We start from the raw sequence: 20,403 nt of genomic DNA on the forward strand, positions 1-20,403 counted from the left end.
AGAGGTAAATGAAAACGGCGCACCGAGGTGCGCCGTGTGTGGTTCCAGGTCGGTCTGCGCCGCGATCCGTTCGCCCGTCGGGGCGATCAGTTCGCCTTGTGGATCGCGCGCTTGTCGACCGCCATGGCCGCTTCGTGGACCACTTCCGACAGTGCCGGGTGGGCGAAGCAGATGCGGGCCAGGTCGTCGGCGGCGCCCTTGAATTCCATCGTGATCACGCCGCTGTGGACCAGCTCGGACACGTTCGGCCCGCACAGGTGCACGCCCAGCACGCGGTCGGTCTCGGCATGGGCGATGACCTTGACCAGCCCGGCGGGCTCGTTCATCGCCACGGCGCGGCCGTTGGCGGCAAACGGGAAGCTGCCGGTCTTGTACGGAATGCCTTCGCTCTTGCACTGTTCTTCGGTCTTGCCGACCCAGGCGATTTCCGGCTCGGTGTAGATCACCCAGGGCACGGTATCCAGGTTGACGTGGCCGGGCAGGCCGGCGATCAGCTCGGCCACCGCGATGCCTTCCTCGGACGCTTTGTGCGCCAGCATCGGGCCGCGCACGCAGTCGCCGACCGCCCAGACGCCATCGACACCGGTGTGGCAATGCTCGTCGACCTCGATCTGGCCGCGCTCATTGACCTTCACGCCGGTACCGTCGGCCAGCAGGCCCTTGGTGGCGGCGCGGCGGCCCACGGCCACCAGCAGCTTGTCGACCACCAGGCTCTGCTCGCCCTTGGCGTCGGTGTAGGTGAGGTGGACGCCGTCCTTCTTGATCTCGGCCTTGCTGACCTTCGCGCCCAGCTTGATGTCCAGGCCCTGCTTCTTGAATTCGCGCGCGGCGACCTTGCTGATGTCCGCATCGGCCGCTGCCAGGAAGCCGGGCAGGGCTTCGAGGATGGTCACTTCCGAACCCAGGCGCTTCCAGACGCTGCCCAGCTCCAGGCCGATCACGCCCGCACCGATCACGCCCAGGCGCTTGGGCACCTCGGTGAAGTCCAGCGCGCCGACGTTGTCGACGATTTTGTCGCCGTCGAACTTGGCGAACGGCAGTTCGATGGAATCCGAACCGGCAGCGATGATCACGTTGGCGGCCTTCAGCTCGACCTCGGAGCCGTCGTGCTGCTTCACCTTGACCACGTTGCCCGCATGCAGGGTGCCGAAGCCGTGGAACGGGGTGACCTTGTTGGCCTTGAACAGCATCGTGATGCCACCGGTGAACTGGTTCACGATCTTGTCCTTGCGGCCCACCATGACGCCGACGTCCATCTTCGGCTTCTCGGCCGAGATGCCGTGGTCGGCGAACATGTGGGTCAGGTTGTGGAACTGGCGCGAGCTGTCGAGCAGCGCCTTGGACGGGATGCAGCCCACGCGCAGGCAGGTGCCGCCCAGCGCCGGCTTGCCGTCCTTGCCCAGTGCGGCGTCGATGCAGGCGGTCTTCAGGCCGAGCTGCGCGGCGCGGATCGCGGCCACGTAGCCGCCGGGACCGGCACCGATCACCACGACATCGAAGTTCTGTTGTTCGCTCATCTCAAAGGATCCTTGGCTTGGTGCGGAAAGCGCCCGGCCAGCTGGCCGGGGCTTCGGAGGGTCATGCTCGTACCGGTCGGGGAACGGCCGGAATCACATGCCCAGCAACATGCGGTGCGGGTTTTCGAGCTGGTTCTTGATGTCCACCAGGAACAGCACCGCGTCCTTGCCGTCGATGATGCGGTGGTCGTAGCTCAGCGCGATGTACATCATCGGCGCGGCGATGACCTGGCCGTTCTCGACGATCGCCCGCTCCTTGATCGCATGCATGCCCAGGATGGCGCTCTGCGGCGGGTTGATGATCGGGGTGGAGAACAGCGAGCCGAAGGTGCCGCCGTTGGTGATCGTGAAGGTGCCGCCCTGCAGGTCTTCCAGCTTCAGGCCGCCTTCGCGTGCTGCGACAGCGTAGTCGTTGATGGCCTGCTCGACCTCGGCGAAGCTCATCGACTCGGCATTGCGCAGCACCGGCGTGACCAGGCCCTTGTCGGTGGAGACGGCAATCGAGATGTCCGAATAGCCGTGGTAGATGATGTCCTTTTCATCGACCGAGGCGTTGACCAGCGGATAGCGCTGCAGTGCGTTGGCGGCGGCCTTCACGAAGAAGCTCATGAAGCCCAGCTTGATGCCGTAGGCCTTCTGGAACGCCTCGCCCTGCGACTTGCGCATGGCCATGACGGCCGACATGTTGACCTCGTTGGAGGAGGTCAGCATCGCGGTGGAGTTCTTCGACTCCATCAGGCGCTCGGCGATGCGCTGGCGCATGCGCGTCATCGGCACGCGCTCTTCCGGGCGGGCGCCGCCAGCCTTGCCCACGCCGGCATTCTTGGCGTAGTTCAGCAGGTCTTCCTTGGTCACCGCGCCGCGACGGCCGGTGCCTTCGACGTTGGCCGGGTCGATGCCTTCCTTGTTCGCGGTGAAGCGTGCGCCAGGCGGCAAATCAGCGGTCCTGGAAGATCCCGCCGGTGCTGCCGCAGCGGTCGCCTTGGCCTGCACCGGCTGGGCCACGTCGGTGGCCGCGGCGTCGTTCTTGGCATCGATCGCCTTGTCCGCCTTTACTTCCGCGGCGGGCGCGGCGCCGGCTTCCACGATGGCCAGCAACTGCTCGCTGGTCACCGTAGCACCGGTGTCGAACTTGATTTCCTTCAGCACGCCGTCAACCGGCGAAGGAACCTCCAGCACGACCTTGTCGGTTTCGAGGTCGACCAGGTTCTCATCGCGCCGGACCGCATCGCCGGGCTTCTTGTGCCAGGTGGCGATGGTGGCGTCGGAGACGGATTCGGGCAGAACCGGAACTTTGATCTCGGTGCTCATGGGGAAGGCATCCTGGGTAACTTGTTGAGTGGGACGAATGGCGAGGGGTGGATCGGTTGGGTGACGGGCGATCCCGCCCAACCGGCAATAAACGGCGTGGCACAGGCCACTGACTATAAGCCGGCCCGGAATCGACCGGGCCGGCTCATGTCGGACTCATTCCGCGGACGACTCGCCCTGGAGCGGGTTGACCAGCGCATCGGCCACCAGTTGGGCCTGCTCGATCAGGTGATCGGACATGTGACCGGCGGCTGGCGACGGCGAACTGCTGCGGCCGGCGTAATGCAGGGCCTGCTTGGCCGTCACGCAGGCGGTGAGGTGGTGGCGGATCTGGTACCACGCACCCTGGTTCTGCGGCTCTTCCTGGCACCAGACGACGTCCCTGGTCGAGGCGTAGCGATTGAGCTCGGCGGTCAGGGCCTCGCGCGGGAACGGGTACAGCTGCTCCACGCGGATGATGGCCACGTCGTCGGCGCCGCGCTTGATCATGTCTTCGACCAGGTCGTAATAGACCTTGCCACCGCACACCACGACCCGCTTGACCTTCTTCGGGTCGGCCTTGGCATCCGGAATCAGGGTCTGGAAGCCGCCGTTGGCCAGCTCGTCCAGCGACGACACCGCCAGCTTGTGGCGCAGCAGCGACTTGGGCGTCATCACCACCAGCGGCTTGCGGGTCTGCATGTGCATCTGGCGACGGATCATGTGGTACGCCTGCGCCGGGGTGGTCGGCGTGCACACCATCATGTTGTCCAGCGCGCACAGCTGCAGGAAGCGCTCAAGGCGTGCCGAGCTGTGCTCCGGGCCCTGGCCTTCGTAACCGTGCGGCAGGAACAGCGCCAGCCCGCACAGCCGGCCCCACTTGGCCTCGCCGGAGGACAGGAACTGGTCGATCACCACCTGCGCGCCGTTGGCGAAGTCGCCGAACTGCGCTTCCCAGATGTCCAGCGTGTTCGGGTCGGCGGTCGCATGGCCGTACTCGAACGCCATCACCGCTTCCTCGCTGAGCAGCGAGTCGATGATCTCCACGTCCATCGGATCCTGCACCAGCTCGCGCAGCGGCAGGTAGTAGTCGTCGGTGGTCTGCTCGTGCAGGATCGCGTGGCGGTGGAAGAACGTGCCGCGACCGCAGTCCTGGCCGACCAGGCGCAGCTTGTAGCCGTCGCTGAGCAGGCTGGCGTAGGCCAGGTTCTCGGCGAAGCCCCAGTCGCCGGCCTGCTCGCCGGCCGCCATCTTGCGACGGTCCTCGTAGATCTTGGCCACGCGCGGGTGCAGCTTGACCTCGGCCGGGATCGAGTTGATCCGCTTGGCCAGCTGCTTGAGGTTGTCGGAGTCGAACGTCGTGTCGACCACGTCCGACAGCTTGCCCTTGAGGAACCTGGTCCAGTCGACGGTGAACTCGTCGGGCTTGACGGCGACCAGTTCGGTGGTGACCTCGCCGGCGTCGAGCTTGTCGCGGTAGCTGTCGACCACCGCCTGCGCGTCCGCGGCCGACAGGGTGCCTTCGGCCACCAGCTTCTCGGCATAGAGCTCGCGCGGGGTCTTGTGCTGGCGGATCACCTGGTACATGACCGGCTGGGTGGCGGCCGGCTCGTCGGCCTCGTTGTGGCCGTGGCGGCGGTAGCAGACCAGGTCGATGACCACGTCCTTGCCGAAGGTGTTGCGGAAGTCCAGCGCCAGTTCGGCGCAGAACGCGACCGCTTCCGGGTCGTCGCCGTTCACGTGCAGGATCGGCGCGCCGACCATCTTGGCCACGTCGGTGCAGTACAGCGTGGAGCGGGCATCCTCGCGCGCGCTGGTGGTGAAGCCGACCTGGTTGTTGACCACGATGTGGACCGTGCCGCCGACCCGGAAACCGCGGGCCTGCGACATCTGGAACAGCTCCATCACCACGCCCTGGCCGGCGAAAGCGGCGTCGCCGTGGATCAGGATCGGCAGCACCTGCTTGCGGCTGTCACCGCCGCGGCGGGTCTGGCGCGAGCGCACCGAACCGGCCACGACCGGATCGACGATTTCCAGGTGCGAGGGGTTGAACGCCAGCGCGAGATGCACCGGGCCGCCGGGAGTGGCGACATCGGCGCTGAAGCCCATGTGGTATTTCACGTCGCCGGCGTGGGCCAGTTCGTTGTGGTCGAACTTGCCTTCGAACTCGTCGAACAGCTTGCGCGGGGACTTGCCCAGCGTGTTGACCAGCACGTTGAGGCGGCCGCGGTGGGCCATGCCGATCACCACGTCCTTGGCGCCCTGCTCACCGGCGCGGCGGATGGTGGTGTCCATCAACGGGATCAGCGCATCGCCGCCTTCCAGCGAGAAGCGCTTCTGGCCGACGTACTTGGTGTGCAGGTAGCGCTCCAGTCCTTCGGCGGCGGTCAGGCGGTCCAGGATCCGGCGCTTGTCGTCGGCGCTGCGGCCGTACTTGCCGCCGGCCTTTTCCAGCCGCTCGTACACCCAGCGGCGCTGCTGGGCATCGGCGATATGCATGAACTCGCTGCCGATCGAGCCGGTATAGGTCGCCTTGAGCAGGCTGAGCAGGTCGCCCAGCTTCATCCGGTCCTTGCCCGCGACGCCGCCGGTGCTGAACTCGTCGGCCAGGTCACTGCCGGACAGGCCGTGGAAACCGAGGTTGAGATCCGGAGCGTCCGGCTTCTCCACCAGGCCCAGCGGGTCGATGTCGGCGCCCAGATGGCCACGCGAGCGGTAGGCGGTGATCAGCTTGCCGACGAAGCGTTCGCGCTCGTCCGCGGTACCCGATCCCCCGGCGACCGGCTTCCCGGCGTGCCTGGCGGCCTCGATGATGCTGTCGATGACGGCCGAATGCGGCACGTCTCCGGCTTCGCGACCCGAGAAGCCGTCGAAATAGGCTTTCCATTCGGACCCGACGCTATCGGGGGAGACCAGGTACTGCTCGTACAGGTCTTCAATATAGGCGCCGCTGGTACCCAGCTGCGATGACTGCGAGAACTGCTTCAGGAGATTGGCCACGATGGCGTCGCTAAACTCGAAAGAGGGAGAGGGAGGTGTTTCGGGTGACCCAAAAACCGCTTTCCAGACACCCGAAGCCCCGAATTATAGCCGCTCGGGCAGGCAGGGCGGCGCCGGAAGTTGGCGGAAACGGGCAAATGGGACGCGGTGTTGCATATAAACGCGTGAGTGGGTGCGTCCCTGTTCAGGTTGGAATGCGCGCTGGCGGTGTCCGGGCTCAGATTCCCAGCGCCCGGTATTCGGTACAGGGGCGGGAGCGTTCCCAGACGGCGTCGAAAGTCGTTTTCAACTGGCGCGCACGTGCGGGGGCGTGGAGGCAGGTCTCGCCTTCCAGTCGTCCCGCGAGCGGGCGGAAGTAATAGCCGCCGCGGTCGTTGGCGAGGTAAGCCGATGGGTACGACTGGTCGCCTGGCTCCTCGATGGCGCGGAATGCGAACATGCTGGGCAGGCGCTGGGACAGCGTGATCAGCGGCGAGAGCGTGCGCTGCGGAGTCGCCGGGTCGTGCAGCAGGATCCGCGTCTCGCCTTGGCCGACGGCGAAGCGGCGCAGGGCTTCCAGCACTTCGGGCGCGTCGAGCAGGCCGGGATCCAGCTCGCGGCTGTAGATGGTCAGCTGGCGTCGGGCGCTGCCGATCACACCCAGGGCCGCGGCGATGGCGGCTGCGCGGGATCCGACGGGATTGTCCGCGTCCAGCAAGGCGCGCATGGCCTGGTGTTCGATGCCGGCCTCCTGGAACCGCTCGCCGTGCGGCAGGAAGCCATGCCGGGCGTAGAAGCCGATCGCCTGGACCTGGGCGTGCAGGGACAACTCCGGCCAACCCAGGTCGCGGCCCCGGTCGATCAGGGCGCGCAGCAATGCATCGCCGACGCCGCGTCCGCGCCATTCGGCCAGTACCGCCATCCGGCCGATGCTGCGATCGGGGGTGAGCCGGCCGGTGCCGATCGGGTTGCCGTTGCCATCGCGGGCGATGACGTGGTGGCAATGCGGATCCAGCTCGTCCCATTCCAGTGCCAGCGGGACGCCCTGCTCGCGCACGAACACGGTTTCCCGGACGGCGCGCAAGTCGGGCAGGCCGATGCCGTAGTCGACCGGTTCGACACGAAAAGAGGATGCCGGGCTCATGCTTCGTCGTCCTCGTCGAGTGCGAGGTGGTAATGGCCGGCCTGGATGAGGTCGAAGACGCAGTTGCGGCCGGTTTCGGACAGGGCGGCGTACGTCGTGCCATCCAGGGTCGGGGCGTTCGCGACGAGTTTTGCATCGGCCACCGGCAACGAGTGGCCTTCGCCATTGGCATGCAAGCGCGCGCCGCCGGCGGACTGGCGCCAGGCCATCCGCGAGTACGGGTGGCGGTGCAGGACGGCGCCGTGCTGCAGGTCCCATTCGATCTCGATGCGCGAGCGCGGCAGCTCGCCCGGCGGCAGTTCCGGCGGGATCACATCGACCGCGTTGCGGTAAACGGTGATGAAGTTGCCGAACCAGTCGCCCAGTTGTTCCGGGTCGCTGCTGCGCAACAGGTCCAGCGCGGCGATCACGCGGGTCATCGCGGCGGCATCGATTTCGCCGGGATCGTCGGCTGGCGTGAGGCCGGGATCGCGGTAGCGCGATGATTCGTCTGCCGCGGCGGCCAACGTGTCCGCCAGATCGCCCAGCAATTCCGCCGCCGACGGTGCGCGCATGCCGAACGAGAAGGTGAGGCACGCGTCCTCGGCGACGCCGTGATGGGGCACACCCGGGGGCAGATAGAGCATGTCGCCGGGGCCGAGCACCCAGTCGTGGCTGGGAGTGAACTGCCGCAGCAGCCGGAGTTCGACATCGTCGCGGAAATCCAGCGGCGGGCTGTCGGTCGCATCGATCTGCCAGCGGCGATGGCCGACGGCCTGCAGCAGGAACACGTCGTATTGATCGACATGCGCGCCGACCGAGCCGCCCGGGGCGGCAAACGACACCATCACGTCGTCGATCCGCCAGCGCGGCAGGAAGCTGAAGTGACGGATCAGTTCGGCGATATCCGCGTCCCACTTGTCCACGTCCTGCACCAGCAGGGTCCAGTCCTGGTGCGGCAGGCCCGGGAACATCTCCTCCGGGAACGGCCCGTGCTGGACGGCCCAACGATCGTTCGCCTTGTCGTGCGAGATCAGCCGCGACAGTGCGCCGTCCTCGCAGGCCAGCCCGGCGAGATCGTCGGGCTGCATGGGCGAGACGAAATCGGGGAACGCATTGCGGATCAGCAGGGGACGTTTCTGCCAGTAGACGCGCAGGAACTCGGCTGGCGACATGCCGAGCGGAGGCAAGGCGCGTGCGTCGATCTCGATGGGCGGCACTGGTTGGCTCGATTCACTCATGACGACGGTTCTTCAGGCCTTCCTATATCCCGCGGGCGAGCTTTTCGGCGTGGCCGGTGTAGCTGCCCGGCGTCATCTCCAACAGCCGCTTTTTGGCGTCAGCGGGAAGATCCAGCCCGCTGATGAATTCACGCATCGAGGCCTCGTTGATGCCGTGGCCGCGAGTCAGTTCTTTGAGCTGTTCGTACGGATTGGGCAGGCCGTAGCGGCGCATCACGGTCTGCACGGCTTCCGCCAGCACCTCCCAGGACGCGTCCAGGTCGGCGGCCAGCCGCTCGGGATTGGCCGACAGCTTGCCCAGGCCGCGCAGCAGGGCGTCAATGCCGATCAGCGCATGGCCGAACGCCGTGCCCAACGCGCGCAGCACGGTCGAATCGGTCAGGTCGCGCTGCCAGCGGCTGATCGGCAGCTTGGCGGAGAAATGCTCCAGCAGGGCGTTGGCGATGCCGAAGTTGCCCTCGGCGTTCTCGAAGTCGATCGGGTTGACCTTGTGCGGCATTGTCGAGCTGCCGACTTCGCCGGCCTTCACCGATTGCTTGAAGTAGCCCAGCGAGATGTAGCCCCAGATATCGCGGCACAGGTCGATGGCGATGGTGTCGATGCGCTTCTGCACGTCGCACAGCTCGGCGATGCCGTCATGCGGCTCGATCTGGGTGGTGTACGGCTGCCAGGTCAGACCCAGCGAAGTGACGAACGCCTCGGAAAATTTCGGCCAGTCGATGCCGGGATATGACGCCACGTGGGCGTTGTAGTTGCCGACCGCGCCATTGATCTTGCCCGGCATCGGCGCGGCGATCAGGGTCTCGCGCTGGCGCAGCAGGCGGGCGACGACGTTGGCGATCTCCTTGCCGACGGTGGTCGGCGAGGCGGTCTGGCCGTGGGTGCGCGAGAGCATCGGCAGGGCGGCGTATTCGTGCGCCATCGCGCGCAGCCTGGCGATCAACTCGTCCAGCCGCGGCACCATCACCGTGTTGCGCGCCTCGTTGAGCATCAACGAGTAGCTCAGGTTGTTGATGTCCTCGGAGGTGCAGGCGAAGTGGACGAACTCGAGCGCGGGGCCCAGTTCTGCGTCACCGGCCAGTCGTTCCTTGATGAAATACTCCACCGCCTTGACGTCGTGGTTGGTGGTGCGCTCGATCTCCTTGACCCGCGCCGCGTCTTCGACCGACAGGCCATCGGCGAGGGCGCGCAGGCGTGCGGTGGCTTCCGCCGAGAACGGAGCCAGTTCCTCGATGCCGGGTTCGCCGGCCAGCGCCAGCAGCCATTCGACCTCGACCTTGACCCGCGCCTTGATCAGGCCGAACTCGGAGAAGATCGGTCGCAGCGCATCGACCTTGCCGGCATAGCGGCCATCAAGCGGAGACAGGGCGAGCAGGCGGGAATCGATGTTGGCGGGCATGGCATCAGGGCTGGTGAGACGGCCGCGCATTCTACCGCGCGGCCGGTTCCACCGCCGCGCACAAGCCCGGACACGTACGGAACATGTAGGAGCGACGTGAGTCGCGACCTGTACACCGTTGCACGGGCCAGCGAGCGCCCACTCGCGGCGGGCGGCAAGAGCAGATGGCGGAGACCTCTGGATCCATCGAGCCACGTCGCCGCTGCGGACTCGGCGCGTTCGCGACTGACGTCGCTCCTGCATAGTGACTTGCCGACGCAATGCCCACGAGCGCCATGTGCATGGCCGCGCGCGCTCGATGCGTACTCCATGCGCTCTTCCACGAAAGCATTACCGCGCCGGCGTATCCTCGACTTCTTCATACGGAGGACGTCATGGCCAGGCAGGATTACCGCATCGAACACGACAGCATGGGCGAGCTCCAGGTGCCCGCCGATGCCTTGTGGGGCGCGCAGACCCAGCGCGCGGTGGAGAATTTTCCAATTTCCGGCCGGCCGATGCCGCGTGGATTCATCCGCGCGCTGGGGCTGGTCAAGGCGGCGGCGGCCCAGGTCAACGGCGATCTTGGCCTGTTGCCCAAGGGCCGGTCGGCGGCGATCCACAAGGCCGCGCTGAGTGTCGCGGCCGGCGACTTCGATGCCCACTTCCCGATCGACGTGTTCCAGACCGGCTCGGGTACCTCCAGCAACATGAATGCCAACGAGGTGATCGCCACGCTCGCCTCGCGCTCGGTGCGCGGCAAGGCGGTGCATCCCAACGATGACGTCAATCTGGGCCAGAGTTCGAACGACGTGATCCCGACCGCGCTGCGGGTGTCGGCGCAACTGGCCACGGTCGAATCGCTGCTGCCTTCGCTCAAGCACCTGCGACGGACCATCGACCGGCGCGGCAAGGCGCTGGGCAGGATCACCAAGACCGGCCGCACCCACCTCATGGACGCCATGCCGCTGACATTCGCGCAGGAGTTCGGTGCGTGGTCGGCGCAGCTGGCCTCGGCGCAGGCGCGGATCGAGGACACGCTCAAGCGTCTGCGCCGGCTGCCCATTGGCGGCACGGCCATCGGCACTGGCATCAATGCCGACCCGCGTTTCGGCAAGGCGATGGCGAAGGCGTTGTCGACGCTGGCAAAAACCCGGTTCGAGTCGGCCGAGAACAAGTTCGAAGGGCTGGCATCGCAGGACGATGCGGTGGAACTGTCCGGGCAACTCGGCGTGCTGGCGGTGGCGGTGATGAAGATCGCCAACGACCTGCGCTGGATGAATTCCGGGCCATTGGCGGGGCTGGGCGAAGTCGAGTTGCCGGCGTTGCAGCCGGGCAGTTCGATCATGCCGGGCAAGGTCAATCCGGTGATCCCGGAGGCGGCCTGCATGGTCTGCGCGCAGGTGATGGGCCACCACACCGCGATCACCGTGGCCGGGCAGAGCGGCAACTTCCAGCTCAACGTGATGCTGCCGCTGATCGCGCTGGACCTGCTGGATTCGATCGGCCTGCTGGGCAACACCATGCGGTTGCTGGCCGACAACGTGATCGCCGGCCTGCAGGTGCGTCGCGACGTCGTTGCCGATGCGCTGCAGCGCAATCCGATCCTGGTCACCGCACTCAACCCGGTGATCGGCTACGAGAAGGCCGCGGCGATTGCCAAGCAGGCCTACAGGCAGCAGCGCCCGGTGCTGGAGGTGGCGGTGGAAGTCACCGGCATGACCGAGCAGGCATTGCGGCACCTGCTGGATCCGGTCGCGCTGACCCGGGGCGGGATCCAGCGGTAGGGCTCGACGCGTGTCGCTGCGCCCAGGTCAGGTCGCGCTGACCACGACTCCGTCCACCTTGACCGTGTCAGGTGTGCGTAGATCGATTTCGCCGCCGGCTTTCGGGGCGGGATAGCGCTTGCCATTGATCCACAGTTCGCCATCGACCAGTTTCACCCGCAGCCCATTGCTGACTTCGATACGGGTGACACCGTTGGCCGCCTCGGTCGACACGCCGCCCGGCGGCAGCAAGAAGCGGACGCCGTTGATCTCAACCGTGTCACCGGTGCCGGCGCTGGCGATGCCAGCGGCTTGGGCGACGCGCTGGATGCTGCCGCGAATCCCGTCGCGGATGCCGGTCCGGGTCGCATTGCGCATCTGGTCGCGCGCCTCGCTTCGTGTCTGGCCCCGATCCGCATCGAAGAAGCCATTGTTGTGGCAGTCGTCGATTTCCGACTGCTCCATCGAGGCGTAGGGCCTGAACTCCGGGAGCGCCGCGGCCAGTTTCTGCTGGGCCGACAGCAGGGCCGGAAGGCGATCGCAGAGCTTCCTGGCTTCCTGTTCGATGCCGCTGGCCTGGGCTTCCACGGCGCGCTTGATGTCGTCCTCACTGGCGCCGTTGAAGACGCCTTTCACCGCTTCGCCCATCGCCTTCATCGCCAGATCGGCGCCCTGCAGGCCGATGTTGGCACCGGCCTGGGCGATGCCGGCGAGTTGCGTCCGGTAGTCCATCAGCAGGGCCTGCTGGGTCGCGTCGGTGGCCACTTTGTGGCCGTCGATCAGCAGCTCGCCCTGCGGCGTGATGGCCGCGTCCGGCGCGTTGGCGTCATCGCTGGACAGCGAAATATTGCCGTGGGCGAGTTCCTCCCTGACCTTGTCGGACGCGCCGCGGATCTGCTCGGAGGCGTGGCTCAGGCCGTCGGTCACGGCGTCGTGGGAGTTGCTGGCCGGATTGGTGCAGGCGGCGAGCCAGGACAGGCAGATCAGCGGCAGTACGAGGCGGGCAGGGCGGATGTTCATGCTGATTCCTTGTTGTTGAGGGCTATGGCGAGCGTCAGTGCTTTCGCGGGAGGTTGACCGTGCCTTCGACACCGCGGTGGTCGACGTTGCCGCTTCCGGCCGAGCGCACGACGAGGTCGCCGCGCGCGCCATTGACCTCGATGTCGCCCGAGCCGATCGAGCCGACGGTGATGTCGCCGCCGATGTCGCGCAGCTCGACATCCCCGGAGCCGACCGAGCCGATGTCGACCGGGCCCTGGCTGCCGGTGATTTTCAGGTCGCCGGAACCGATGCTGCCGATCTTCGCCGGGCCGCGAACATTCCGGAACGTGGCGTCGCCGGAACCAATCGACTGCAGTTGCAGGGCACCGATGTCCTCGGAGACGAGATCGCCGGAGCCGACGCTCGCGGTGAGCGGGCCGCGGATGCGGTGGGCCGTGGCGTCGCCGGAGCCGATGTCGATGCGGGCCTCGCGCGCGCCGTCGATGCCGGCATCGCCCGAGCCGACCTTGAGCTGGACCAGCACGTTGTCCGGAACGCCGGCCTGCAACTTCATGTACGCGTACCGCTTCATGCCAAACAGGTTGAGAACGACGCCGCTGCCGGCGTTGCCATTGCTCAGCAGGCGCACGGTGAGCCGGTCACCGGACTTCACCTGGTCGAGTGTGAGTTCTGGCAGGTACGTGGCATCCGAAGCGCATGCCACGCCTTCGACGCGGTTGTTGGGCGTGGCGCTGGCCCGGACCTGGAGGTCGTGGGGGCCAATCTCGAACAACACCGTTCTGACGCCGTCCAGGTCGAGTGCCAGGTTGCGTGGCGCGGAGTGTTGGCAGGATGGGCCGGCCATCGCCGCCAGGGGCAACAGCACGGTGCTGGCGAGAATGACGCCGCCGAGGATGATCTTGCGCATCGGATACTCCGGGAGGTCGTGTCGACCCTGCCGGCGGCGCGGCCGGCAGGGAGGGAGGGTTCGATCGAGTCAGCCTTAGTCAGCCTTCGTCGCGCCAGCGGCGCAGGCGGATGGCGACGAAGATCATCGCGGCGCCGGCGACTACACCGATCCAGAGTTCCGGCATCGCCAGGCTCGACAGGGTGTTGCTTGCGGAGAGGTATTCCAGCAGGCCCTGCGCGCTGTCGGGTCCGACCATGCCGCTGGCGTTGCCGCGGTAGAGCAGGTCTGCGCCGGGAACCGTGCCGAGCAGCATGCGTCCGACCACGTTCGACCAGAACCATGACGAGTCGAGGTTGAACACCTTCATCAGCTCGAACCAGCTGACGAAGATGCCGGCGAACAGCGGCACCATGATTGCCCACAGGAACGGCTTGGTCCGCGCCCAGGCCGAGCACAGCAGCAGCCAGCCCACGGTTGGCAACGACCACAATGCGAACACCGGCACCGCGGCAAGCAGGCTGGCAAGCACGTTGAGCGGATTGCCCGGCCCCCACAGCAGCGTGACCGGATTACCGCCGTGCAACATCACCACGGCGCTCAGCAACACCATGAAGCCGATCATGGTCGCCACGCCGGCGGCGACCGCCAGCAACGGTGCCACCAGGGTGGCGCTGACCACCTTGGACAGCACGGTCTGGGCGTCCGACAGCGGCAGCGATTTCCAGAACAGCACGCTCCGGTCCTTGCGGTCGTCATACAGCGCGCCCAGGCAATAGAAGAACACCACGAACGCGAGCACGATGAAGGGCCACAGCGCCGCCATCAGCAGCGACAGGTCGATGCCCTGGGCGAGCTGCTGCATCTTTTCCGCATCCAGCTTGCCGCTGAGCACGCTCAGATCCAGGCCGTTGACCACGACATTGCCGTCGATCGTGAGCTTGCCCGCGCCGATGGCGCGTTGCGCGGCGACTTCGCCGACGATCACTGCCATCAGCGTCAGCAGCAGGGAGATGCCGCCGGCGATCAGCGGCGCCCACAGGAAACCGCCCTTGTGCTCCCAGAACTCGCGTCGCAGCAGCAACCTGAACTTGTGGGTGGCGTGGATGGGGTGGGGTGCCGCCGGCTGCGGCACGGAACGGGATTCGACAACGGCGTTCATGCGTAGGTCCCTTTCATGGTGGCGACGAACAGGTCGGCCAGTCCCGGCGTGCGGGTTTCGCCCAATGCGTCGAGCTGGTCGCGCGGCACACCGTCGAACAGCATCACGGTCTTGCCGAACGGCAGCGAGCGATCGTCCAGCGGGTTCAACGCCCGTGCCGGTTCAAGCCGGTCGGCGTTGACCAGCACCTCGACGAAACGCTCGCCGAGGGTGTCCATCTCGCTGTCCAGGACGATCTTGCCGTCGCGGATGAACATCACGTCGGTGAGGATGTGCTCGACCTCCTCGACCTGGTGGGTGGTGATGAGGATCGTCTTGTCCTCGTCGAAATAGTCCTCCAGCAGGCGCTGGTAGAACTGCTTGCGATACAGGATGTCCAGGCCGAGGGTCGGCTCGTCGAGCACCAGCAGGCGGGCGTCGATCGCCATCACCAGGGCCAGGTGGAGCTGCACGATCATGCCCTTGGACAGCTCGCGCACCCGCATCTTCGGGGTCAGCTTGGTGCCCTTGAGGAAGCGTTCGCAGCGGGCGCGGTCGAAGCGCGGGTGCACCCCGGCGACGAACTCGATCGCCTCGCCCACCCGGATCCAGCGCGGCAACACGGCGACATCGGCGATGAAGCAGACATCGCGCATCAACTCGTCGCGCGACGTGCGCGGGTCCCGGCCCAGGACGCTCATCTGTCCCTCGAACGGGATTAGGCCAAGCATCGCCTTGAGCGCGGTGGTCTTGCCCGCGCCGTTGGGGCCGATCAGCCCGACGATGCGGCCGGCGGGGATCGTGAAGCTGGTGCCGTCCAGCGCGGCCTTGTTCTTGTAGAGCTTGCGCAGGTTGCCGGCATTGACCACGGCATTGCCGGTGCCCGTGCCGGGTTGGATGGCGGCATTCATTGGGCACCTGCCTTGATCGATGCAGGAGCCAGCAACTCCTCGGTGCTCAAACCCAGTCGCATGATGCGTTCCAGCACCAGTGGCCATTCCTCGGTGAGGAAGCGGTCCCGCTCACTTGCAAGCAGTTTTTTTGCCGCACCTTCGGTCATGTACATGCCCAGACCCCTGCGTTTTTCGACGAGAGCCTCGTCCACCAACTCCTGGTAGGCGCGCGAGACCGTGATTGGATTGAGCTGGTACTCGGCGGCGACCTGCCTGACGGACGGCAGGGCGTCACCGGGTTTGAGCACGCCGTCGAGCATCATTGCCACGACGCGTTCTTTCAGCTGGCGATAGATCGGAGCGCCATCGCTCCATTGGAATGCGGTCATTGGGTCAACCCCGGGGAACGAATGAGAAGTAGGGCATCGCGAGGGAGCCGTGATGCCATCGCGAGCTCGTCCCTGTAGAGCGCGTGGGAGTGGAGTCTGTTGCGGTGGAGCTGGTTGAAAGGGAGCCGGAATCGCTCGCCGGGGTCGCATGCCCCATGGCATCGGCCAACAGGGCGTCGGTGTCGAGCCCGGTGATCCGGGTAGCATCCTGGCCGATCGGCGAAAGGTCGGATGGGGCCGGCGACGCCAGTACCAGCACGGCGACCAGCAGGGCGCCACTGGCGACCAGTGCGGAAAGCGTGTTGTTGATCTCGCGGTTCATGGGCACATCCTGCTGATTGGTCAGTCGGTGTTGTATGCAACTATAACACTAAGACACGCAGCGTCAACTAGTTTTTCGCATGACAAAAGACATACTTGGCCGCCGCCCTCTGCAGATACCGCCATGCGCCGTCTTGCCTTCCCCGTTGCCGCCATCGCCGCCATCGCCGCCATCGCCGGCACCGTACTGATCGCCGGTCTGGCCGGCGCGGCCACGGGCCTGCTGGACCACAGCTTCCGGCCGCTGGCGGGCAAACAACCGGTGAACCTGCGCCAGTCCTATGCCGGCGACGTGCTGCTGGTGGTCAACACCGCGAGCAAGTGCGGTTTCACACCCCAGTTCGAGGGGCTGGAGGCACTGCACGCCAAATACGGGAATCAGGGTTTCGCTGTGCTCGGTTTCCCGTCGGGGGATTTCAAGGAGCAGGAGTTCCAGGACGAGGACGACATCCGCGAGTTCCGCACGCTGACCTACGGCGTGAAGTTCCCGATGTTCGAGAAGGTGCACGTGGTGGGCGATGAGGCCACGGCGCTGTACCGCGAACTGGCCGAAGCCGCCGGCGAGGCGCCCAGGTTGAACTTCCACAAGTACCTGATCGGCCGCGATGGGCAGCTGCTCGCCAGTTACGGCAGCAAGACCGAGCCGGGCGACAAGGCCCTGGTGGCCGCGATAGAAACGGCGCTGAAAAGCCCGCGCCCAGTACGCTGAGACGTCCCGATCCGTCTGTTCCGTGGCGGGAATCGCCTGCGACACAACGCGATTCAGGATTTGCGATTGCCCGCAGTGCGCCGGGTCGCGACAATAGCCGCTTTGCGCCATCCCCATGGCCACCGACAGGAGCAATCCGGATGAAGCCTTTCGTGCGCGGCGCTGCCGTGTTGTTGACCTCTGCGACGCTGTTGGGCGCCGTGGTGGTATTACCCGTTGCTGCCGCCGCGCAGAACGCTCCAGCCCAGGACAAGAACTTGCTCAATTCCGACCGCGCCAAAGCCAGCTACATGGTGGGCCACGATATCGCCCGTTCCATCACCCCGGCGGCACCGGATATCGATCTGGCCGCGTTTGAACGCGCGATCAGCAACGCCTTCCAGGGCAAGGAGCCGCTGATTGCCGAAGCCGATGTCCAGGCCACCGGCCAGGCCCTGATGATGCGGATTGCCTCGCGTGCCGGCCAAGCGCCCGCGGACGCGCAGATTCCCGAAGTCGACAAGCAGAAGGTCGCCTATCTGGTTGGCGCCGACGTGGGTCGTTCGCTGGTGTCGATCAAGGATGAGCTGGACCTGCCGGTGTTGCTGCAAGGGGTGCGGGCGACGTTCGCGGGCGACAAGCTGTTGCTGGACGAAACCCAGATCAACGCCGTGCGCGATGCGTTCTCGCAGAAGATGCAGGGCGAGATGGCCGCCAAGGCGCAGGCGGTGGGCGATGCCAACCGTGCCGAAGGCGAGCGGTTCCTGGCCGCCAACAAGCAGGTCAAGGGCGTGTTCAGCACCCCGTCGGGCCTGCAGTACATGGTGTTGCGCCAAGGGTCGGGCGAGCGCCCGCGGGCGACGGACCGGGTCCGGGTCAACTACGAGGGCAAGCTGCTGGACGGCACGGTGTTCGACAGCTCCTACGAGCGCGGCGAGCCGACCGAGTTCGGTCTCAACCAGGTCATCGCCGGCTGGACCGAAGGCCTGGGCCTGATGCCGGTGGGCGGCAAGTACCGCTTCTGGATTCCCGGTGATCTGGCCTACGGCAGCAAGGGCACCCCGGGTGGCCCGATCGGCCCGAATGCGACGTTGGTGTTCGATGTCGAATTGCAGGCCATCATCAAATAGCAGCGGCGATAGCGTGACGGCAGGCGGCGTCAGCGGCCCCGCCACCACGGCGCCACCACATGGCGTTACAGGCTCAACCCAGCGCCAACATCGCGCGCCCGGCCCTGGTGTCGGGCGTGCCAATAGCTCGCGTCGTGTCCGTTATCGGTCCCCTCACGCCCTGCGCCCCATTTCCAGGAGTTCCATGTCCATGATCCAGTTCCCGCGCCACGCCGCTGCCATCCTGGCCGCCGCCACCTTGACCCTGGCGATCACCGCCTGCCAGCCGGGCGACAAGGCCGATACCGCCAATGCCGACAAGACCGCGGAAGCGGGCTCCGCCGACACGCTCAAGATCAAGGGGCTGGCCAACGAGAAGGAGCAGGTCAGTTACATGATCGGCCTGGACCTGGCCAAGTCGCTCGAACCGGTCAAGGACGAGATCGACATCGACACGCTGTCCAAGGCGATCAAGACCCGGTTGGCCGGCGGCAAGTCGCTGATGACCGATGAGCAGGCCGCCCAGGTGGCCGAGGCGTTCGGCCAGCGGCTGCAGGCCAAACGCGCCGCCGAGATTGCCGCCGCGGCGGAGAAGAACAAGACCGAAGGCGAGGCTTTCCTGGCCGCCAACGCCGCCAAGCCGGACGTGAAGACCACCGCCTCGGGCCTGCAGTACCAGGTGCTGACCGAAGGCACCGGCGCGAAGCCGACCGCGGACGACGTGGTGCGCGTGCATTACAAGGGCACCTTGCTGGATGGCGAGACCTTCGACAGCTCGCATGACCGGGGCGAGCCGGCGGTGTTTTCCCTGCAGCAGGTCGTGCCGGGCTGGACCGAAGGCATCGCGCTGATGCCGGTCGGCAGCACCTACCGCTTCTGGATCCCCAGCGATCTGGGTTACGGCGCGACCGGTACGCCGGGCGGCCCGATCGGTCCGAACGCGGTGCTGGTGTTCGAGGTCGAGCTGCTGGACATCGTGCAGGCGCCGGACCAGCAGTAACCGGGTTTCGCACCCAGAAGCATTCCAGCAGCCGTTGGTTGCCGGGCCTTATCAAGCAGGACGGGCTTGCGTATGCGCATCAGTATTTTCGGCACCGGCTATGTCGGCCTGGTCACCGGCACCTGCCTGGCGGAAGTCGGTCACGACGTCATCTGCGTCGATATCGACCAGGCCAAGGTGGACGGGCTCAACCGTGGCGAGGTGTCGATCTTCGAGCCGGGCCTGGCGCCGATGGTGCGTGCGAATCACGCGGCGGGACGCTTGCGTTTCACCAGCGACCCGATGATGGCGATCGAACACGGCGAGGTGATCTTCATCGCGGTGGGAACGCCACCCGACGAGGACGGCAGTGCCGACCTGCAGTATGTGCTGGCGGTGGCGAACACCATCGGCCAGCACTTGCAGATGCCCGCCCTGGTGGTGGACAAATCGACCGTTCCCGTCGGCACCGCCGACAAGGTGCGGGCCACGATCGCCGCTGCCTTGGCGGCGCGTGGCGTGCAGGTCGATTTCGAGGTCGTGTCGAATCCCGAGTTCCTCAAGGAAGGCGATGCGGTCAACGACTTCATGCGCCCGGACCGCATCATCATCGGTACCGACGACGCCGAAGCCGTGGAGACGATGCGTCGCCTGTATGCGCCGTTCGTGCGCAGCCGGGACCGGTTCGTGGTCATGGACGTGCGCTCGGCGGAGCTGACCAAGTACGCCGCCAACGCCATGCTGGCTACCAAGATCAGCTTCATGAACGAGATCGCCAACATCGCCGAACGCGTCGGCGCAGATGTCGAGATGGTCCGCCAGGGCATCGGCTCGGACCCGCGCATCGGCTGGCAGTTCATCTATCCGGGCGCGGGTTACGGCGGCTCGTGTTTCCCCAAGGACGTGCAGGCACTCGCGCGCACGGCCCATCAGCACGGCTTCGAGCCGCGCCTGCTGGATGCGGTGGAAGCGGTCAACGAGCGCCAGAAGAGCCATCTGTTCGAGCTGCTTCAGCGCCATTACAACGGTGCTTTGGCCGGCAAGACATTTGCGCTGTGGGGATTGGCTTTCAAGCCCAATACCGATGACATGCGCGCCGCGCCGAGCCGGCGATTGCTGGAACAGTTGTGGGCGGCGGGTGCGAAGGTGCAGGCGTTCGACCCCGAGGCGGCGTCCGAAACCCGGCGCATCTTCGGCGAGCGCGAGGACCTGCTGCTGTGCGATTCGGAATACGCCGCGCTGGCCGGCGCCGATGCGCTGGTGGTGGTGACGGAGTGGAAACAGTTCCGCAGCCCGGATTTTTCCCGCATCCGCCGGGAGCTCGCCGATGCGGCCATTTTCGACGGGCGCAACCTGTATCAACCCGATGAGGTGGAAGCGGCCGGTATCGCCTATTACGGCATCGGTCGTGGCCGATCGATCAGGAGCTTGCCTGCCCAATGAATGCTGCATCGGAGACCGCCATCGAGCAACGTCTGGTCGATCTGGAAACCCGGCTGTCGTTCCAGGAGCACCACATCGGCGAACTCAGCGATGCGCTTGCCGCCGCCCGCGACGAGGAGGCACGCAATGCCTTGTTGCTGCATCGCGCGCTGCAGGAGCTGAAGCAGCTGCGTCTCTCCCTGTCTTCCAATCCGCTCTCGGCCGACCCGGCCGGTGAGCCCCCGCCGCCGCACTACTGAGCGGTTGTTTCCCGCGCAC

18 protein-coding genes are annotated in these 20,403 nt (G+C 66.3%); 6 read left to right on the forward strand and 12 right to left on the reverse strand.

The annotated features are described in order from the left end of the window. Positions 1 to 86: 86 nt before the first annotated feature. The 6 genes from lpdA to purB form a co-directional block, all read right to left on the reverse strand. Positions 87 to 1,517, reverse strand: a complete 1,431-nt coding sequence (gene lpdA / locus N792_RS05910) for a dihydrolipoyl dehydrogenase (protein WP_036193361.1) — start codon at positions 1,515 to 1,517, stop codon at positions 87 to 89. A gap of 93 nt (positions 1,518 to 1,610) precedes the next feature. Continuing rightward, positions 1,611 to 2,828 (reverse strand): dihydrolipoyllysine-residue succinyltransferase, encoded by a 1,218-nt coding sequence (sucB, locus tag N792_RS05915; protein WP_036193362.1) that lies wholly within the window; start codon positions 2,826 to 2,828, stop codon positions 1,611 to 1,613. Between the two features lie 156 nt (positions 2,829 to 2,984). Continuing rightward, on the reverse strand, positions 2,985 to 5,807 hold the full coding sequence (locus N792_RS05920) for a 2-oxoglutarate dehydrogenase E1 component (RefSeq protein WP_036193363.1): 2,823 nt from the start codon (positions 5,805 to 5,807) through the stop codon (positions 2,985 to 2,987). Between the two features lie 217 nt (positions 5,808 to 6,024). Further along, a complete protein-coding gene (locus N792_RS05925; RefSeq protein WP_084105450.1) occupies positions 6,025 to 6,930 on the reverse strand; it encodes a GNAT family N-acetyltransferase in 906 nt (301 codons plus the stop codon). After that, a complete protein-coding gene (locus N792_RS05930) occupies positions 6,927 to 8,150 on the reverse strand; it encodes a cupin domain-containing protein (RefSeq protein ID WP_036193364.1) in 1,224 nt (407 codons plus the stop codon). The genes N792_RS05925 and N792_RS05930 overlap by 4 nt, the downstream gene beginning before the upstream one ends. A gap of 22 nt (positions 8,151 to 8,172) precedes the next feature. Further along, positions 8,173 to 9,549 (reverse strand): adenylosuccinate lyase, encoded by a 1,377-nt coding sequence (purB, locus tag N792_RS05935; protein WP_036193365.1) that lies wholly within the window; start codon positions 9,547 to 9,549, stop codon positions 8,173 to 8,175. Positions 9,550 to 9,923: 374 nt separating this feature from the next. On the opposite strand from purB, the gene N792_RS05940 reads away from it, so the two are divergent. Beyond that, complete coding sequence (locus N792_RS05940; protein WP_036193366.1) at positions 9,924 to 11,315, forward strand: class II fumarate hydratase; 1,392 nt, start codon at positions 9,924 to 9,926, stop codon at positions 11,313 to 11,315. A 27-nt stretch (positions 11,316 to 11,342) separates the two neighbouring features. Here N792_RS05940 and N792_RS14090 read toward each other — a convergent pair whose 3' ends face one another. The 6 genes from N792_RS14090 to N792_RS05970 all read right to left on the reverse strand — a co-directional run bounded on the left by N792_RS14090 (position 11,343) and on the right by N792_RS05970 (position 15,927). After that, positions 11,343 to 12,446: a YggN family protein gene (locus N792_RS14090; RefSeq protein ID WP_232219995.1), complete on the reverse strand. Its 1,104-nt coding sequence runs from the start codon at positions 12,444 to 12,446 to the stop codon at positions 11,343 to 11,345. Beyond that, positions 12,349 to 13,203, reverse strand: a complete 855-nt coding sequence (locus N792_RS05950; RefSeq protein WP_036193367.1) for a GIN domain-containing protein — start codon at positions 13,201 to 13,203, stop codon at positions 12,349 to 12,351. The genes N792_RS14090 and N792_RS05950 overlap by 98 nt, the downstream gene beginning before the upstream one ends. Positions 13,204 to 13,282: 79 nt before the next feature. After that, positions 13,283 to 14,344: a hypothetical protein gene (locus tag N792_RS05955; RefSeq protein WP_224743850.1), complete on the reverse strand. Its 1,062-nt coding sequence runs from the start codon at positions 14,342 to 14,344 to the stop codon at positions 13,283 to 13,285. Next, complete coding sequence (locus N792_RS05960; protein ID WP_036193368.1) at positions 14,341 to 15,234, reverse strand: ABC transporter ATP-binding protein; 894 nt, start codon at positions 15,232 to 15,234, stop codon at positions 14,341 to 14,343. Before N792_RS05960 ends, N792_RS05955 begins: the two co-directional genes overlap by 4 nt. After that, entirely contained in the window at positions 15,231 to 15,605 is a 375-nt protein-coding gene (locus N792_RS05965; protein WP_036193369.1) for a GntR family transcriptional regulator, read from the reverse strand. The genes N792_RS05960 and N792_RS05965 overlap by 4 nt, the downstream gene beginning before the upstream one ends. A 4-nt stretch (positions 15,606 to 15,609) precedes the next feature. After that, positions 15,610 to 15,927: a hypothetical protein gene (locus tag N792_RS05970; RefSeq protein WP_036193370.1), complete on the reverse strand. Its 318-nt coding sequence runs from the start codon at positions 15,925 to 15,927 to the stop codon at positions 15,610 to 15,612. A gap of 123 nt (positions 15,928 to 16,050) precedes the next feature. On the opposite strand from N792_RS05970, the gene N792_RS05975 reads away from it, so the two are divergent. The 5 genes from N792_RS05975 to N792_RS05995 all read left to right on the forward strand — a co-directional run bounded on the left by N792_RS05975 (position 16,051) and on the right by N792_RS05995 (position 20,384). Further along, a complete protein-coding gene (locus tag N792_RS05975) occupies positions 16,051 to 16,635 on the forward strand; it encodes a glutathione peroxidase (RefSeq protein ID WP_052103541.1) in 585 nt (194 codons plus the stop codon). A gap of 140 nt (positions 16,636 to 16,775) precedes the next feature. Beyond that, positions 16,776 to 17,744, forward strand: coding sequence for an FKBP-type peptidyl-prolyl cis-trans isomerase (locus N792_RS05980; RefSeq protein ID WP_036193371.1), 969 nt, complete (start codon positions 16,776 to 16,778; stop codon positions 17,742 to 17,744). 184 nt (positions 17,745 to 17,928) lie between these two features. Continuing rightward, positions 17,929 to 18,723, forward strand: a complete 795-nt coding sequence (locus N792_RS05985; protein ID WP_191150463.1) for an FKBP-type peptidyl-prolyl cis-trans isomerase — start codon at positions 17,929 to 17,931, stop codon at positions 18,721 to 18,723. A 72-nt stretch (positions 18,724 to 18,795) separates the two neighbouring features. Then, entirely contained in the window at positions 18,796 to 20,145 is a 1,350-nt protein-coding gene (locus N792_RS05990; protein WP_036193373.1) for a UDP-glucose dehydrogenase family protein, read from the forward strand. Further along, on the forward strand, positions 20,142 to 20,384 hold the full coding sequence (locus N792_RS05995; RefSeq protein WP_036193374.1) for a SlyX family protein: 243 nt from the start codon (positions 20,142 to 20,144) through the stop codon (positions 20,382 to 20,384). The genes N792_RS05990 and N792_RS05995 overlap by 4 nt, the downstream gene beginning before the upstream one ends. Positions 20,385 to 20,403: the final 19 nt, after the last annotated feature.

The sequence above is a fragment of the Lysobacter concretionis Ko07 = DSM 16239 genome (assembly GCF_000768345.1).
Taxonomy (GTDB): Bacteria; Pseudomonadota; Gammaproteobacteria; order Xanthomonadales; family Xanthomonadaceae; genus Novilysobacter; species Novilysobacter concretionis.

Bases quoted from the DNA above. Each gene is read 5' to 3' on its own strand.
- lpdA (WP_036193361.1), bottom strand. From the start codon at position 1,517: ATGAGCGAACAACAGAACTTCGATGTCGTGGTGATCGGTGCCGGTCCC.
- sucB (WP_036193362.1), bottom strand. From the start codon at position 2,828: ATGAGCACCGAGATCAAAGTTCCGGTTCTGCCCGAATCCGTCTCCGAC.
- N792_RS05925 (WP_084105450.1), bottom strand. From the start codon at position 6,930: ATGAGCCCGGCATCCTCTTTTCGTGTCGAACCGGTCGACTACGGCATC.
- N792_RS05930 (WP_036193364.1), bottom strand. From the start codon at position 8,150: ATGAGTGAATCGAGCCAACCAGTGCCGCCCATCGAGATCGACGCACGC.
- purB (WP_036193365.1), bottom strand. From the start codon at position 9,549: ATGCCCGCCAACATCGATTCCCGCCTGCTCGCCCTGTCTCCGCTTGAT.
- N792_RS05940 (WP_036193366.1), top strand. From the start codon at position 9,924: ATGGCCAGGCAGGATTACCGCATCGAACACGACAGCATGGGCGAGCTC.
- N792_RS14090 (WP_232219995.1), bottom strand. From the start codon at position 12,446: ATGGCGCGCGCGGCGACCTCGTCGTGCGCTCGGCCGGAAGCGGCAACG.
- N792_RS05950 (WP_036193367.1), bottom strand. From the start codon at position 13,203: ATGCGCAAGATCATCCTCGGCGGCGTCATTCTCGCCAGCACCGTGCTG.
- N792_RS05955 (WP_224743850.1), bottom strand. From the start codon at position 14,344: ATGAACGCCGTTGTCGAATCCCGTTCCGTGCCGCAGCCGGCGGCACCC.
- N792_RS05960 (WP_036193368.1), bottom strand. From the start codon at position 15,234: ATGAATGCCGCCATCCAACCCGGCACGGGCACCGGCAATGCCGTGGTC.
- N792_RS05965 (WP_036193369.1), bottom strand. From the start codon at position 15,605: ATGACCGCATTCCAATGGAGCGATGGCGCTCCGATCTATCGCCAGCTG.
- N792_RS05970 (WP_036193370.1), bottom strand. From the start codon at position 15,927: ATGAACCGCGAGATCAACAACACGCTTTCCGCACTGGTCGCCAGTGGC.
- N792_RS05975 (WP_052103541.1), top strand. From the start codon at position 16,051: ATGCGCCGTCTTGCCTTCCCCGTTGCCGCCATCGCCGCCATCGCCGCC.
- N792_RS05980 (WP_036193371.1), top strand. From the start codon at position 16,776: ATGAAGCCTTTCGTGCGCGGCGCTGCCGTGTTGTTGACCTCTGCGACG.
- N792_RS05985 (WP_191150463.1), top strand. From the start codon at position 17,929: ATGTCCATGATCCAGTTCCCGCGCCACGCCGCTGCCATCCTGGCCGCC.
- N792_RS05990 (WP_036193373.1), top strand. From the start codon at position 18,796: ATGCGCATCAGTATTTTCGGCACCGGCTATGTCGGCCTGGTCACCGGC.
- N792_RS05995 (WP_036193374.1), top strand. From the start codon at position 20,142: ATGAATGCTGCATCGGAGACCGCCATCGAGCAACGTCTGGTCGATCTG.